Source organism: Streptomyces wedmorensis (assembly GCF_000716445.1).
Lineage (GTDB): Bacteria > Actinomycetota > Actinomycetes > Streptomycetales > Streptomycetaceae > Streptomyces > Streptomyces wedmorensis.
In genome coordinates, this window is the sequence record NZ_JNWK01000031.1 from 36,787 (window position 1) to 52,053 (window position 15,267).

The 15,267-nt window shown below is 72.6% G+C and carries 15 protein-coding genes; 7 read left to right on the top strand and 8 right to left on the bottom strand.

Features of this window, described 5'->3' with window-relative positions:
* From OO54_RS23505 to OO54_RS23515, 3 genes are all read right to left on the bottom strand, one after another.
* Positions 1 to 1,881 (bottom strand): AMP-dependent synthetase/ligase, encoded by a 1,881-nt coding sequence (locus OO54_RS23505; RefSeq protein WP_033206213.1) that lies wholly within the window; start codon positions 1,879 to 1,881, stop codon positions 1 to 3.
* 182 nt (positions 1,882 to 2,063) lie between these two features.
* On the bottom strand, positions 2,064 to 3,404 hold the full coding sequence (locus OO54_RS23510; RefSeq protein WP_033206216.1) for a dicarboxylate/amino acid:cation symporter: 1,341 nt from the start codon (positions 3,402 to 3,404) through the stop codon (positions 2,064 to 2,066).
* Positions 3,405 to 3,772: 368 nt separating this feature from the next.
* Positions 3,773 to 4,039, bottom strand: coding sequence for a DUF4229 domain-containing protein (locus tag OO54_RS23515; protein ID WP_033206218.1), 267 nt, complete (start codon positions 4,037 to 4,039; stop codon positions 3,773 to 3,775).
* Positions 4,040 to 4,203: 164 nt separating this feature from the next.
* Here OO54_RS23515 and OO54_RS23520 point away from each other — a divergent pair, with 164 nt between their 5' ends.
* On the top strand, positions 4,204 to 4,737 hold the full coding sequence (locus tag OO54_RS23520; protein WP_033206220.1) for a GNAT family N-acetyltransferase: 534 nt from the start codon (positions 4,204 to 4,206) through the stop codon (positions 4,735 to 4,737).
* Positions 4,738 to 4,798: 61 nt separating this feature from the next.
* Here OO54_RS23520 and mqnE read toward each other — a convergent pair whose 3' ends face one another.
* Positions 4,799 to 5,962: an aminofutalosine synthase MqnE gene (mqnE, locus tag OO54_RS23525; RefSeq protein WP_017241017.1), complete on the bottom strand. Its 1,164-nt coding sequence runs from the start codon at positions 5,960 to 5,962 to the stop codon at positions 4,799 to 4,801.
* A gap of 51 nt (positions 5,963 to 6,013) precedes the next feature.
* Positions 6,014 to 6,469, bottom strand: a complete 456-nt coding sequence (locus OO54_RS23530; RefSeq protein WP_017241016.1) for an Lrp/AsnC family transcriptional regulator — start codon at positions 6,467 to 6,469, stop codon at positions 6,014 to 6,016.
* 112 nt (positions 6,470 to 6,581) lie between these two features.
* On the opposite strand from OO54_RS23530, the gene OO54_RS46445 reads away from it, so the two are divergent.
* Positions 6,582 to 6,719, top strand: coding sequence for a hypothetical protein (locus tag OO54_RS46445; RefSeq protein ID WP_164875197.1), 138 nt, complete (start codon positions 6,582 to 6,584; stop codon positions 6,717 to 6,719).
* Here OO54_RS46445 and OO54_RS23535 read toward each other — a convergent pair.
* Together OO54_RS23535 and OO54_RS23540 are read right to left on the bottom strand one after the other, a co-directional pair.
* Entirely contained in the window at positions 6,716 to 7,399 is a 684-nt protein-coding gene (locus tag OO54_RS23535) for a UbiX family flavin prenyltransferase (RefSeq protein WP_033206223.1), read from the bottom strand. The two genes, OO54_RS46445 and OO54_RS23535, sit on opposite strands and share 4 nt — an antisense overlap.
* A 113-nt stretch (positions 7,400 to 7,512) precedes the next feature.
* Positions 7,513 to 8,784 (bottom strand): carboxylate--amine ligase, encoded by a 1,272-nt coding sequence (locus OO54_RS23540; protein WP_063738320.1) that lies wholly within the window; start codon positions 8,782 to 8,784, stop codon positions 7,513 to 7,515.
* Between the two features lie 253 nt (positions 8,785 to 9,037).
* Here OO54_RS23540 and OO54_RS23545 point away from each other — a divergent pair, with 253 nt between their 5' ends.
* Genes OO54_RS23545 through OO54_RS23565 form a run of 5 tightly spaced genes read left to right on the top strand, consistent with a single transcriptional unit; the run spans position 9,038 to position 14,348 of the window.
* Entirely contained in the window at positions 9,038 to 9,949 is a 912-nt protein-coding gene (locus OO54_RS23545) for a phosphotransferase family protein (protein WP_159391611.1), read from the top strand.
* Positions 9,946 to 11,787, top strand: a complete 1,842-nt coding sequence (locus OO54_RS23550; RefSeq protein ID WP_033206228.1) for a hypothetical protein — start codon at positions 9,946 to 9,948, stop codon at positions 11,785 to 11,787. The genes OO54_RS23545 and OO54_RS23550 overlap by 4 nt, the downstream gene beginning before the upstream one ends.
* Positions 11,784 to 12,203, top strand: coding sequence for a hypothetical protein (locus OO54_RS23555; RefSeq protein WP_051787135.1), 420 nt, complete (start codon positions 11,784 to 11,786; stop codon positions 12,201 to 12,203). Before OO54_RS23550 ends, OO54_RS23555 begins: the two co-directional genes overlap by 4 nt.
* Positions 12,203 to 13,450 (top strand): FAD-dependent oxidoreductase, encoded by a 1,248-nt coding sequence (locus OO54_RS23560; protein WP_051787136.1) that lies wholly within the window; start codon positions 12,203 to 12,205, stop codon positions 13,448 to 13,450. The genes OO54_RS23555 and OO54_RS23560 overlap by 1 nt, the downstream gene beginning before the upstream one ends.
* A 13-nt stretch (positions 13,451 to 13,463) precedes the next feature.
* The gene (locus tag OO54_RS23565; RefSeq protein ID WP_051787137.1) at positions 13,464 to 14,348 is read left to right on the top strand and encodes a glycoside hydrolase family 16 protein; all 885 of its coding nucleotides are present in this window, start codon (positions 13,464 to 13,466) and stop codon (positions 14,346 to 14,348) included.
* A gap of 49 nt (positions 14,349 to 14,397) precedes the next feature.
* On the opposite strand, the gene OO54_RS23570 is transcribed toward OO54_RS23565, so the two are convergent.
* Positions 14,398 to 15,234, bottom strand: a complete 837-nt coding sequence (locus OO54_RS23570; protein WP_051787138.1) for a polysaccharide deacetylase family protein — start codon at positions 15,232 to 15,234, stop codon at positions 14,398 to 14,400.
* Between the last annotated feature and the right edge of the window lie 33 nt (positions 15,235 to 15,267).

Sequence of the window (15,267 nt, forward strand, 5' to 3'; positions counted from 1 at the left end):
CTATTCGGCCCCGGGCCCGTACATCTCCTCGATCTCGCGGGCGAAGTCGCGCAGTACGGCCCGTCGTTTGAGCTTGAGGGACGGCGTCAGGTGGCCGGAGGTCTCGGAGAACTCGGCGGTCAGGACCCGGAAGGCGCGGATGGACTCGGCGCGCGAGACCAGCCGGTTGGCGTCGTCGACCGCCCGCTGGATCGCGGCCAGCAGCTCCGCGTCCCGGGCCAGTTCCCAGAGCGCCAGGTGGTCCTTGTGCCGCATCCGCCGCCAGTGCGTGAGGCCCTCGTGGTCCAGGGTGACGAGGGCCGAGACGTACGGCCGGTCGTCGCCGAGGACGAGGCACTGGGCGACCAGCGGGTGGGCGCGCAGCCAGTCCTCCAACGGGGCCGGGGCCACGTTCTTCCCGGCGGAGGTGATGATGATGTCCTTCTTGCGGCCGGTGATCCGCAGGTAGCCGTCGGCGTCGAGCGATCCGAGGTCGCCGGTGGGGAACCAGCCGTCGTCGGTGTAGGGCAGGGCCACCCCGCGCTGGGCGTCCCAGTAGCCGGCGAAGACGTGGCCGCCCTTCAGCCAGACCTCGCCGTCGTCGGCGATGCGGACGGCGGTGCCGGGCAGCGGCCAGCCGACCGTCCCGGTGCGGGGGCGCTGCGGCGGGGTGACGGTGGAGGCGGCGGTGGTCTCCGTCAGGCCGTACCCCTCGAAGACCTCGACGCCGGCGCCGGCGAAGAACTCGGCGAGCCGGGCGCCGAGCGGGGAGCCGCCGCAGATCACGTACTTCACGCGGCCGCCGAGCGCGTTCCGGATCCGCCGGTAGACCAGCGGGTCGTACAGCGCGCGGGCGGCGCGCAGGGGGAGCGAGGGCGTGGCCTGCTGTCCGTACCGGCGGGCTATCCGCGCGGCCCGGTCGAAGGCGGCGGCCTTTCCGCCGCGTTCGGCGGTGGCACGGGCGGTGTTGAAGACCTTCTCCAGGACGTACGGGATGGCGAGGAGGAACGTCGGCCGGAAGCCGGCGAGGTCGGTGAGGAGTTCGTCGCCCTCGACCGTGGGGGCGTGCCCGACGCGGACCCGGGCGCGGACGCAGCCGACGGACACCATGCGCCCGAAGACGTGGGAGAGCGGCAGGAAGAGCAGGGTGGCGGCGGGTTCCTTGCTCTCCGAGACGAAGACGGGGTGGAGCAGCCGGACGGCGTTGTCGACCTCGGCGAAGAAGTTGGCGTGGGTGAGGGCGCAGCCCTTGGGCCGGCCGGTGGTGCCGGAGGTGTAGATGAGGGTGGCGAGGGTCTCCGGGGTGAGCAGGCCCCGGCGGGCGGTGACGGCCTCGTCGGCGACCCGGGACCCCGCGCGGCGGAGCTGGTCGACGGCGCCGGCGTCGAGGACCCAGAGGTGCGCGAGGCCGGGGAGCCGGCGGCGTTCGGCGGAGACGAGCCGGGCCTGTGCGGGGTCCTCGACGACGCAGGCGGCGGCGCCGGAGTCCTGGAGGATCCAGCGGGTCTGGAAGGCGGAGGAGGTGGGGTAGACGGGGACGGTGACGAGTCCGGCGGCCCAGGCGGCGAAGTCGATGAGGGTCCACTCGTAGGTGGTCCTGGCCATCAGCGCGAGGCGGTCGCCGGGTCGTAGGCCGTGGGCGATGAGCCCCTTGGCGACGGCGTGCACGTCGGCGGCGAAGCGGGCGGCGGTGACGTCGTGCCACCGGCCGTCCGCGTCCTTGCGGGAGAAGAGCGGGGCCTCGGGGTCCTGGCGGGCGTTGTCGTACGGCAGGTCGGCGAGGGAGCCGCGCCTCACCGGGGGCACGAGCGGCGGCATGGAGACCTCGCGCACCCGCCCGTCCACCAGCGTCTTGTGCGGTTCGACGGGTTCGGTGCCGGATGCGGCGGTGACGACGGACACGTGCGGCTCCTCGGTTATCGCGATGAACTGAGGTCGTGCGTCGGTACGTTGCGCTTCCGCGGTGACTGACTAGCCGGTAACCCTACTGCCCGGTAGTCCCCAGGGGGAGCCCCCCGGAAACGCGGCGTGCCCCCTGCCCGGACGGGGGCAGGGGGCACGCGGGGCCGTTCGCGCGGAGAGGGTCAGGCGGCGGCGGTGACCGCGACCTTCTCGTCGGTCTCGCCGATCTCGACCAGGTCGTCGATCGGGGAGGACGAGGCGTTCTCGTACGCCGCGTGGTCGAGGATCTTCTCGCGGGCGGAGACGACGACCGGGACCAGGGCCTGGCCGGCCACGTTGGTGGCGGTCCGCATCATGTCGAGGATCGGGTCGATCGCCATGAGCAGGCCGACGCCCTCCAGGGGCAGGCCCAGGGTGGAGAGGGTCAGGGTGAGCATGACCGTCGCGCCGGTGAGGCCGGCGGTGGCCGCCGAGCCGATGACGGAGACGAAGGCGATCAGCAGGTAGTCGCCGATGCCGAGCTGCACGTCGAAGATCTGGGCGATGAAGATCGCGGCGAGCGCCGGGTAGATCGCGGCGCAGCCGTCCATCTTGGTGGTGGCGCCGAACGGGACGGCGAAGGAGGCGTACTCCTTCGGGACGCCGAGGCGCTCGGTGACCTTCTGGGTGACCGGCATGGTGCCGACCGAGGAGCGGGAGACGAAGGCCAGCTGGATGGCCGGCCAGGCGCCCTTGAAGAAGTGGAGCGGGTTGACCTTGGCGACCGTGGCGAGCAGCAGCGGGTAGACGCCGAAGAGGACCAGGGCGCAGCCGACGTAGACGTCGGCGGTGAAGGTCGCGTACTTGCCGATCAGGTCCCAGCCGTAGTCGGCGATGGCGAAGCCGATGAGGCCGACGGTGCCGAGCGGGGCGAGGCGGATGACCCACCACAGCGCCTTCTGGAGGAGCTCCAGGATCGACTCGGAGAGGGTGAGGATCGGCTTGGCGCGGTCGCCGAGCTTGAGGGCGGCGATGCCGGCGACGGCGGCCATGAAGACGATCTGGAGGACGTTCAGCTCGGTGAACGGCGTGATGACGTCCGTCGGGATGATGCCGGTGAGGAAGTCGATCCAGGAGCCCTCGCGCTTCGGCAGCTTGCCGTCCTGCGGGGTGAGGCCGGTGCCGGCGCCCGGGTTGGTGATCAGGCCGATCGCGAGGCCGATGGCGACCGCGATCAGGGAGGTGATCATGAACCAGAGGAGCGTGCGGGTGGCGAGCCTGGCGGCGTTGTTCACCTTCCGCAGGTTGGTGATCGAGACCAGGATCGCGAAGAAGACGAGCGGGGCGACGGCCAGCTTGAGCAGCTGGACGAAGATGTCGCCGATCTGGCCGAGGGTCTCCTTCAGCCAGGAGACGTCCTGGCTGCGGGCGACCCAGCCGAGCAGGGCGCCGAGGACGAGACCGGCGATGATCTGGGCCCAGAAGGGGACCTTCGGTATGCGGGACGAGGGCTTGGCCTCGGGCGCGTTCGCGGGCGCGGACACAGACACACTCCACAGGTGCGTATCGGGACATACGGGGACGGGGGTGCGGCACGCACGCGCTCGGGCGCGGGCCGCTGCATGATGCCGGATCAGAAGGCGCGGCAACAGACCGCGGACATACAGCGGCAGAGATCGACGTGCAGGCGCGCCACGAGCGGGGTGCTCACGGCATGAGGGGGGCGCACTGCTGTCGTCATGTCGAACACGTTAACACTTGAACTTTGAGAACCTCAAAGCCATTCTTTGGGGTGCGGACACCCCGTTCCACCTCCGAAACGCAGAACACCCCAGACAGGAGCCTTGGAAGGCCCTGTCCGGGGTGAATGTCTGTGAGGAAGCTTACGCAGCCTTTACGCGGCGGGGACGCGCTACAGCGCGTCCTCCTGCGACCGGTTCGCGGCCAGGCGGCCCTTGGCTCGGTCGACCTTCGCCACGACCTCGGCGCTGGCCTCGTCGCGGACCTTGCGGAGGAGGACGAAGCTGAGGGGGGCGGAGACGACGATCGAGAGGGCGAGGACCCAGAGCAGGTTCGAGTCGCCGAGGCCGCGCGGCAGCACCTCGATGTAGACGAGACCCCACAGGGCGAGGAAGCATCCGGCGAAGATGCCGAGACGCATCAGCGTGTAGCGGAGCATGTCAGCCCACTCTTCCGTTCCGACGTTCCGAAAAGTACCCAAGATCCCTTACGGGACCGGCGCCCCTCCAGTGAAGCACGGGGAGCGACGTCCGCCGGGAGCGGGGGCCGCATGGAGGACGTGACCCCTTGAGCGCCACGCCGGGTAATAGATAACATACGCCCATGACCCTTACCTTCGAGGTGGATCCGGCCGTCGACCCCGCACTGCGCGACGGCGTCCTCGCGCTCTGGGCCGACGTCACCAACGCGGGCGGCGCGGTCGGCTTCGTCTCTCCCGTCACGCCCGACGAGATCCGCCCGGCGCTGGTCAGGCACCTCGTCGCGATGACCGAGGGCCGCACCCGCCTCCTCGTCGGCCGCGACGAGGACGGCGAGGTCGCCGCCACCGCCTTCTTCACCTTCAACACCCACCCGCTGATGGGGCACTGGGTGTGGCTGTACACGGTGATGGTCCACCCCCGCCACCAGGGCAAGGGGTACGGCCTCGACCTCATGGCGGCGGTCGAGCGGGCCGCCCGTACCGCCGACGGCTTCGCGGCGATCGAGGCGATCCGGCTCACCTGCCGGGGCGGCCTCGGCCTCGAAGGCTTCTACGCCCGCGCGGGCTACAAGGAGGTCGGCCGGATCCCCGGAGCGATCCGGGTGGCCCCGGGCGACGACCGCGACGACGTCGTCATGCTGCTGCCGCTGACCTGACGGGGGTGCGCGGAAGGGCCGGCGGGATGGTTCCCGCCGGCCCTTCCTCCGTATGCCCCGATCAGAACCGCATGGCCTGCGGGGTCTCGCGGCGGTCCGCGTCCGGGCCCGGGTACTCGCGGATGATCTCGTAGCGGGTGTTGCGCTCGACGGGGCGGAAGCCGGCGTCGCGGATCAGTTCCAGCAGGTCCTCGCGGCCCAGCTTGTTCGGGGTGCCGTAGTTGTCGGCGTCGTGCGTGATCTTGTACTCGACGACCGAGCCGTCCATGTCGTCGGCGCCGTGCTGGAGCGCGAGCTGCGCGGTCTGGACGCCGTGCATGACCCAGAAGACCTTGACGTGCGGCACGTTGTCGAACAGCAGCCGGGAGACCGCGAAGGTCTTCAGGGCCTCGGCGCCGGTCGCCATCGTGGTGCGCGCCTGGAGCTTGTTGCGGACCTTGCCGTCCTGCATGTCGACGAAGTCGTGCTGGTAGCGCAGCGGGATGAAGACCTGGAAGCCGTTGGTCTCGTCCTGGAGCTCACGCAGCCGCAGCACGTGGTCCACGCGGTGGCGCGGCTCCTCGATGTGCCCGTACAGCATGGTCGAGGGGGTCTTCAGACCCTTCTCGTGCGCGAGCCGGTGGATCCGGGACCAGTCCTCCCAGTGGGTGCGGTGGTCCACGATGTGCTGCCGGACCTCCCAGTCGAAGATCTCGGCGCCGCCGCCGGTCAGGGACTCCAGACCGGCCTCGATCAGCTCGTCGAGGATGTCGGAGGCGGACATCCCGGAGATCGTCTCGAAGTGGTGGATCTCGGTGGCCGTGAACGCCTTGAGGGAGACGTTCGGCAGGGCCTTCTTGAGCTCGGAGAGGGAGCGCGGGTAGTAGCGCCAGGGCAGGTTGGGGTGCAGCCCGTTGACGATGTGGAGCTCGGTGAGGTTCTCGTTCTCCATCGCCTTCGCGAGGCGCACGGCCTCCTCGATGCGCATGGTGTACGCGTCCTTCTCGCCCGGCTTGCGCTGGAAGGAGCAGTACGCGCAGGAGGCGGTGCAGACGTTGGTCATGTTCAGATGCCGGTTGACATTGAAGTGGACCACGTCGCCGTTCTTGCGGGTCCGGACCTCGTGGGCCAGACCGCCGAGCCAGGCGAGGTCGTCGGACTCGTACAGGGCGATGCCGTCCTCACGGCTCAGCCGCTCACCGTCCCGGACCTTCTGCTCCAGCTCACGCTTGAGCCCCGCGTCCATATACGGCCCGCCTCCCTTTATCTCCGAAACCAAGGCTTACCCACCGTACTCTCAGCCCTCTTCGGGCAGCTCCCCGACCCGGTTCTCCCACTTCGTGGAGAGCACGATCGTCGTACGCGTACGGGAGACGCCCTTGGTGCCGGAGAGCCGGCGGATCGTCTTCTCCAGGCCGTCGACGTCGTTGGCGCGAACCTTGAGCATGAACGAGTCGTCGCCGGCGATGAACCAGCAGTCCTCGATCTCGGCGAGGTCCTTCAGCCGGCGGGCCACGTCCTCGTGGTCGGCGGCGTCGGAGAGGGAGATGCCGATCAGGGCGGTGACGCCGAGGCCGAGCGAGGCGGCGTCGACGGTGGCGCGGTAGCCGGTGATGACTCCCGCCGCCTCGAGACGGTTGATGCGGTCCGTGACCGAAGGGCCGGAGAGCCCGACGAGCCGACCGAGCTCGGCGTACGAGGCACGGCCGTTCTCACGCAGGGCCTGGATGAGCTGCCTGTCCACGGCGTCCATAGGGAGGAACCTTCCATTGTCCAGCGATACCGCGAGTTTGAGTGTAGAATCTAAGGTACACAGGGGCGACACCCTGTGAATCTTTCAGCAGATCAAAGACGATCTTTCAGGAGTGGTGTTCACCGTGTACACGATCGAGATGGCCTACGCACGCATGCGCGAGCTGCAGGACCTGGCCAACCGCTCGCGTGCCCACCAGCCGTCCGCCGCCTCGAAGCGCGCCGCGAAGAAGCGCGCCAAGAAGCGCTAATCAGAACGGGAACCTCCACCGAGGTCTCCCTCCCAACGGCGGTACAGCTCGTGCGGCACCCCTGCCGCGTCGAGCACCCGCCCGGCGACGAAGTCCACCAGATCCTGGATGTGCGTCGCCCCCGCGTAGAACGCCGGAGAGGCGGGCAGCACCACGGCGCCCGCCTCGTCCAGCGTCACCATGTGCTTGAGCGTCTGTCCGTTCAGCGGGGTCTCCCGCACGGCGACCACCAACGGACGCCGCTCCTTCAGCGTCACGCTCGCGACCCGCTGCAGCAGGTCCTTCGAGAGTCCGAGCGCCACTCCCGCCACCGCGGCGGTCGAGGCCGGCACCACCAGCATCCCCTTCGCCGGGTACGAACCCGAGGACGGCCCCGCGGCCAGGTCACCGGCCGCCCAGTACCGCACGTCGTCCAGGGAGCCCGCGACGTCGAAGGTGTCCGGCTTCCCGTCGGCACCCCGCGCCAGCCAGGCCGCCAGGTCCTCGCGCCAGTGGGCGTCGCGGAAGGAGATCCCCGTCTCGTCGAGCAGCGTGAGCCGCGAGGCCCGCGACACGACGAGGTCGACGCTCTCCCCCGCGGCGAGCAGACCCCTCAGGACGGAGGCGGCGTACGGCGTGCCCGACGCCCCGGAAACCCCCACCACCCAGGGCCGACGACTCTTCTTCTCCTGCGACTCCACGACGCTGAGCCTATCCGGCCGGGAAAAAACAGGCCGTGGCAAGGCGGCCGACGGAGATCACCGGGCGCCTCCGCACCCGGGGCGGCGACCGGGGTCCCCGCCCGTCCACGCCCTCAGGCGCGGACCAGGGCCGCCTTCCCGCGAGCCGCTTCCCGGACGCCGGCCGTCCTGGCGCGCACGTCACGGCCGAGGCGGCGGGTGACCGTGCCGAGGAAGCGGACCGTCTCCGCCGCGGCCGGCAGCGGGTCCTCCCCGCTGAGCCACGCGCGCTCGGTCCCCCCCACCGGCAGCAGGCCCGGCGGCAGCCGGTGCTCCTCCCTCAGCCACGCGGCCACCGACGGCAGGTCGAGATGGCCGGCGACGAAGACCCGCCCGTCGACCTGCGGACGCCGCGGCACGTCACGGCCCGTCAGGTCGAGGTGCAGGGCCCGTACGACGTCCACGCCGTCGGTGTTCTCGAAGAGGCGGAACTGGGCGCCGGTCCGCGGGTTGAAGTCCACCAGCTTGTACCGCCCGTCGCGGCCGTCGTAGCGCCAGTCGAGGTCCGCGACCCCGCAGTAGCCGATCCGGCGGCACAGGTCGGCCGCCAGCTCCGCGAGGACGGGGTTGCCGAGGGCCACCGCCCTGGTCGTCACCCCGGCGTGCGGGGGCCAGGAGCGCAGCTTCAGGCCGGTGAACACGGCCAGGGGCGCGCCGCCCGCGCCGCAGTAGAGGTGGGCGATCCAGTCCTCGGCGCCCTCCCGCGGGATGTACTCCTGCACCAGGACCGGGGGAAGCGCGCCGGGCGGGAACCGGTCGAGGAGGCCGCGTTCGTCGCGGATCGCGGTGGTGCTGCCGACCGCCGGGGTGCGCAGCCGGGTCCACGCGTCGCGGTTCTTGAGGACGACGGGGAAGCCCAGTTCCCTTCCCGCGTCGACGAGTTCGTCGCGGTCGGCGGGCGCCCTGCTGCGGGGCGAACCGACGCCCAGGTCCTCGCAGAGGTCGTGCAGGCTCGCCTTTCCGGCCAGCAGCCGGGGCAGTCCGGCGGGGACGGGGGGCAGCAGGAAGTGCTCGGCGAGGGCGTCGGCGTGCTCGGCGATCAGGATCGCCGCCTCGTCGTCGGTGGGCACCGGGACGCACGGCGTGCCGATGGAGCGGCCGATGGCGAGGAAGGCGGCGAGGAGCGCGTCCGGGTCCTCCAGGCCGGTCGTCGGCCGGACGAACGCGCGGGACAGGTGCCGGGACAGCGCGACCGGGGTCAGCCGGTCCTCGACGACGGCGTGCACGGTGACGCGCGCCCGGCCGAGGGTGCGCACCACGCCGAGCCCGCCGTGGTGCTGCGGGTACCTGCCGACCTTGGCGAGCAGAGCGGGCACCGCCGGGTCGAGGGACGGTTCGTCCGGCACGCGCCTCACGGTTCTCCCTTCGCCCGCGCCCCGGTGGGAGGTGCGGGCCGACGCCCCCGGCCGTCTCCCCCATTGTCCCATAAGGCAGGAAAACAGGGGGTGTTCTATCGTTGGTAACGATATGTCCGCCTTGGGGAACGCTCTCCCACTCAGCACGCCACGGCCCCTGGGAGCACTGGCCGACCGGACCGCGGCGCACGGCATGGTGCGCCACGCGGGATCCTGCGAAGTCACCGTGATGCCGCGGCGCACCGTGTCCCACGCGAACCTGCTGGTCTTCACGGTGGACTGGGCCGGCACCGGCGTCGTGGTCAAGTACCCCAGGACCGACGGGGCTTCCGAGGCCCTCGCCCTGGAGTGGGACCACCTGCGCGACCTCGCGGCCGACCGACGCCTCGCCCCGTGGCGACCGCTCCTGCCCGAAGCCGTCGGCAGCCGGCCCGACGCCGGGCCGCCCCGCCGTCCCCTCGTGCAGACCCGGCTCCCCGGCGTCCCCGCCGGGCCGCTCCTCCCCGACCACCCCCGCGACCTGCGCCGTACCGTCACCGCCGCCCTCCGCCTGCTCGCCGCCCTGCGGGGCGCGACGGGCCGCCGGGAGGCCGCGACGGACCGCACCGCCGACTGGGCGCACGAGCAGCTGGCCGTCCTGACCGCCGAGATCGGCCGGGGCCGTCCGGGCGCCGGAGCCGCGGCCCTCGACCCGCTGCGGCGGCGGCTCGACGACGCCCTCGCCACCGCCACCCTGACGCGCGGCTGGACACACGGTGACTTCCACATCGGCAACGTCCTGCTCGACGAGGACCGCACCCGGATCACCGGCGTCTTCGACTGGGGCAACGCCCGCGCCGACGGCCCCGCCGAGATCGACGCGTGCACCTTCGTCCTCGCGACCCGCGAAGCCCTCGGCGGCCCCCCGATGGGACGGCAGGTCGCCGACGCCCTGCGCCGCGGCCGGCTCCCCGGGGCCGACCGCGCGCTGCTGTCCGCCCACGGCGTCGACCCGGACAGCGGCGGCGACCCGGCGGCGCTGCCGCTGCTGACCTGGCTCTGGCACGTGTCGGGAAACCTCCGCAAGACCCGGCAGTTCGGTCACAGCCGCCGCTGGCTGGGCGTCTCGGTCGCCCCCGTCCTGCGGGAGGCGGACCGCGGCGCAGGAACGCCATGACGGGCGCGCGGGACGGCCCGTACGAGGACACCGCCGCGCCACCCGCCCCGCGGGACGGGTGGACGCACGGGACGGCACCCCCGGCTTCCGCGTCCACCCGCGCCGCCACCGTGCGCCACTGGTCGATACGCGCGGTGCTCCCCCTCTCCCTCGGCCTCTGGCTGTTCTCGCTCCGCTCCGTCCCGCTCGACCGGATGCGCGACCTCGGACTCCTCCAGGTCCTGCCCGCCCTGTTCTGGCTCGCCGCCGCCCTGCTCACCCTCGGCTTCTGCCTCGCCCTGAGCGACCGCCGCACCCACGGCGCCTGGCTGACCGGCTACGTACTCGGGCTGATCGCCCTGCTGCACGCCACGCCCACGCTGCTGTACCCGACCCTGCGCTACTCCTGGGCGTGGAAACACCTCGCGGTCGTCGACGCGATGCTGCGCCACGGCGGCGAGGTGCCGAACGCCGACAAGTTCGCCGTCTACAACGACTGGCCCGGCTTCTTCCAGCTCAACGCCCTGTTCCTGCGGGCCACCGGGCTTGACTCCGCCGTCGGCTACGCCGCCTGGACCCCCGCGTTCGCCAACGCCCTGCTGCTCGCCCCGCTCCTGCTGCTGTACCGGTCCGTGACCCGCGACCGGCGGCTCGTCTGGGGCGGGGTCTGGATCTTCTACAGCTGCTCCTGGGTCGGGCAGGACTACTTCGCGCCGCAGACCTTCGCCTTCCTGCTCTTCATGACCGTGACGGCCCTGCTGTTCCGGCAGCTGCCGACCTCCGCGCTGCCGCGCCCCGATCCGCGCCGACGGGACGGCTGGCCGCCGGCGCTCCTCGCAGGCGTCGTGGTGCTCGTCGCCGCGATCGTCGTCTCCCATCCGCTCACCCCGCTGATGCTGATCAGCGCGCTCGTCGCGCTGTCGCTGCCGCGCCGCAACCGGCGGGTGGTCCTGCCGGTCCTCGCCGCCGCCGTCGTCCTGACCGCCCTCTGGGACGCCACCGTGGCCCGGTCGTACATCTCCGTCCACATCCAGAACCTCGTGCAGTCCCTCGTCCAGCCCGACGAGAACGTGGCCTCGGGGCTCGCCGCGACGGGCAACGCCGCTCCGGGGCAGATCCTGCTGTCCGCGGTCGACCGCGGGCTGTCCGCCGTGGTCGTCGTGCTCGCCGTGGCCGCGTTCGTCGTCCGCCGCTGGACCCGGCGCACGGGACTGCCCCTGCTCGCCGTGGCGCCGCTCCCGCTGCTCGCCGTCAACGCCTACGGCGGCGAGATGCTCTTCCGGGCCTACCTGTTCGCGCTGCCCGCCGCCGCGTTCCTGGTGGCGGCCCTGCTGCTGCCGCCGACGACCCGGCACCACCCCGTGCGCACCCTCGCCGTCTACCCCCTGTTCCTGGCCCTGCTCGGCGGCCTGGTCTTCGGCTACTACGGCAAGGAGGCCGTGAACCGGTTCACCCCCGGCGAGGTCGCCGCCGCCCGCTACGTGACCGACCACGCCCCACCGGGCTCGCGGATCGTCACGCTCACCTCCGACGTACCCGGACTCGACCGGTACTACGAACAGCACCGCAGGATCCAGCTGGCCCACCAGAGCCCCAAGGACACCGAGCGGCTGGTGCGGCACCCGCTGGCCGGCGTGAGCGCGTTCCTCTACGGCTCCACCGAGGAGCAACCCTCGTACATCGTGCTCAGCCGCGCCCAGGACATGAACGGCTACCTCACCGGCGCGCTGCCGGCCGACACCTCCCGGCACCTGCGGTCCGCGATGGCGAACGCCCCGGGCTTCACACTCGTCTACGCCGACGAGAACGCCACCGTCTACCGCTACGTGACCCCACGACCCGTCGGGGGCACCCCGTGACCCCGCACCGGACGCTCCCCCGCCTGGCGCTCGCCGCCTCGGGATGGGTCGCGCTGCTCGCCACCACGCTGCCGGAGGCCGCCCCGCTGCGGGTGGCGGTCGTGACGCCGTTCCTGCTCGTCTGCCCCGGCCTCGCGGCCGTGCTCGCGATGCGGGCCGCCGCACCGGCGCACGGCATGCCCCGGTACGCGGTCCTGGAGGCCGCACTGCTCAGTCTGATGCTCGGTCTCGCCCTGGCGACCCTGGTGGCCGTGGGGCTCTTCCTCGGCGGTGCCTTCACCGCCACGCGGGGCCTGGTCGTGCTCGCCGCACTGACCTCCGTCCTCGCGCTGCTGCCCCGCCGCCACCGCGCGCGGGAACGGGACGGCGAGGTGCAACCTGGTGGAGGGGGAGGCGGGGGGAGAGGAGGTCCGTGATGGTCCCGGAGCTTGGAGGCACCGGCCGCGGCCGGCTGCCGGTCGTGGTGGTCGGAGCAGGCCCGTACGGGCTGGCCACCGCCGCCTGGCTGGGAGCCGCAGGCGTGACGACACGCGTCTTCGGCGAACCGATGGACAGCTGGCGGGCCCACATGCCCGACGGCATGTTCCTCAAGTCCGTCCCGACGGCTTCGTCGATCTCCGCCCCCGACGGGCGTCACCGGTTCGCGGACTTCCGCGCCACACGGGGCGGCCCACCGGTGGGCGACACCTACCCGATCCCCGTCGACGAGTTCATCGCGTACGGCCACTGGTTCCAGAAGGAGCGGGTGCCCGAGGTGGAACGGGCCGCGGTGCGCGAGGTGCGGGCCGCGGACGGCGGGTTCGGCGTGACCCTGGACTCCGGCGAGAAGATCACCGCGGGCTCCGTCGTGGTGGCCAGCGGCCTCGTGCCGTACGCCTACCGGCCTCCCGGCCTCGCCCCGCTGTTCCCCGCGGGACTCGCCTCCCACCCGTGCGACCACGCGGACCTCTCCGCGTTCGCCGGCCGGCGGGTCGCGGTCGTCGGCGCCGGACAGTCGGCGCTGGAGAGCGCCGCCCTGCTGTACGAGACGGGCGCCCGGCCCACGGTGATCGCCCGCACCTCCTCCCTGCTGTTCGGCACACCCCCCACGACGAACCTGCCGGAGGAACGCCCCCGGGCGGTCCGGCTGCTCAAGCCGGCCTCCACGCTGGGCCCCGGCTGGTCCCACGTCGCCGTCAGCCGCGGCGCGGGCGCCTACCGCCGGCTGCCGCTCCCGGTGCGCAACCACTTCCTGCGGACGGTGCTCGGCCCCTCGGGCGCCTGGTGGCTGCGGGACCGGGTGGACGGGCGCTTCCCGGTGCTGTGCGGACGGCGGGTGGCGTCGGCACAGAGGCGGGACGACGAGGGGACGGTACGCCTGGAACTGGCGGACACGACGGGCCGTGCGGCGGAGTCCCTCGACGTCGACCACGTCCTCACCGCCACCGGCTACCGCGTGGACGTGGACCGGCTCGACCTCCTGGAGCCGACCCTGCGGCAGGCGGTGCGCACCCTCCCCGGCGGCCCTCCGGTCCTGTCGGCGGGGTTCGAGTCGTCCGTGCCCGGCCTGTACTTCACGAGCCTCGCCGCGGCCCCCACCTTCGGGCCCGTCCTGCGCTTCGTCTGCGGTACGGACTTCGCCGCCCGCCGGGTCGCGGGCGCGGTCGCGGCCGGGCCGCGGTGACCCCGGGCCCGGTGTGACCCGGGACGCGGGCCCCGGCGGCCCGCCCCGCCGCCGGCGGCGGACGGCCGCGCTGGCACTGGCCTCCGCCCTGCTGGCCCTCACCGCCTGCGGCGGCCCGGCCGGGTCCGCCGCGCCCTCGCCGACGGTCCCGGCCGCCGTCACCTCCTCCGGTCCGCCGGACCCGGGCCCGTGGCGACTCGTCCTGGACGACGGCTTCGACGGCACCGAACTCGACTCCGCGCTGTGGGCGACCTGCTACGACTGGAACAAGGACGGCTGCACGATCAGCAGCAACGACGAGTCCCAGTGGTACCTGCCCGGCCAGGTCTCCGTGCGGGACGGCGAGCTCACCCTCACCGCCGAGCGCCGCCGGACCCGCGGCAGCGACGGCGAGACCTACCCGTGGCGGTCCGGGATGATCTCCACCGGGCGCGACCAGTGGTACGGCGAGCCCCGCCGGACCTTCACCTACGGCTACTTCGAGGCCTCGATCCGCATCCCGGCCGAGGCGGGCATGTTCCCGGCGTTCTGGATGATGCCGGAGTCCCGGTTCACCCCGCCTGAGGTCGACATCATGGAGTTCCTCGACTCCACGACCCGCGTCAACATGTACGTCCACTGGCGCGAGCCCGACGGCGAACGGGCCCGGGAGCGCGGCGAGTACGGGCCTTCCGACTTCTCGGAGCGCTTCCACGTGTTCGGACTGCTGTGGGAGCGCGACGCCCTGGTCTGGTACGTCGACGGCGTCGAAAGGTTCCGCGTGACGGAACCCGAGCGGATCCCCGACGTCCCCATGGAGGTGATGGTCAACCTGGCCGTGGGCGTGCCCAAGGAACCGCCCGCCGACGTCGACCGGGCCCGGATGCGGGTCGACTGGGTGCGGGTCTGGCAGCGGTGAGGCGGCGGCGCGCGGAGGCGACAGCGGTGAGGCGGCGATGCGAAGGGCCTCAGGCGATCGCCTCGTACGGCACGTGCAGCCTCGCCCTCGTACGCCGATAGGCCCGCCACCCCTTGGTCCTGACCCCCTCGGGGAACGGCGCGACAGGCGCCCCCGCGCCCCTCGTCCACTCCCGGAACCGATCCCGGTCCGTGTCGGCCCGCACCATCAGCCGCGCGATGCGCCACGGATCGTCGGCCGCCGAACTGAACGCCTCCCGCACCGCCGCCGCCGACGTCCACCCCGCCTCGCGCACCCGGGCGCGCACCGCGCGACTCGAGTACCCGTGCGGATACGCGAACGCCGTCACCTCGTGCCCGAGCACGTCCGCCAACTCCCGCCCGCACTCCATCACTTCCTCCCGCACCCGGCCGCCCGGCAGGACGTCGAGCTGCGGATGCGTCCGGGTGTGGCCGCCGATCTCCACCCCGGCCGCGTCGAGTTCACCGAGCTGTCCCCGGCTCAGCATCCGCGAACCCGGCGGGAACGGCCCGCCCTCCGGGCCCCCGCCCAGTCCGCCCGTGGTGACGTACAGGGTCGCCGGCAGCCTCCACCGCACGAGCAACGGCAGCACCGTCGCCCGGAAGTCGGCGAAACCGTCGTCGAACGTCAGCACCGCCGCCCGCTCCGGAAGCACCTCGCCACCGCGCTGCGCCGCCACCAGACTGCGCAGCGGCACCACCCTCAGCCCACTTTCGACGATCATGCCCAGCTGCTCCGCGAACGTCCGCGGACTCACCGTGAACGGCGCGATCCACGACGGCGGATCGACCGCCACCGAGTGGTACAGGAACACGGGCACGGCCCCGGCCACGGGCCCCTCCCGGCCGCCCGGCACGGCGGCCACCCGTCCCTCCCGGCCTCCCGTCCCGGCGGTCCG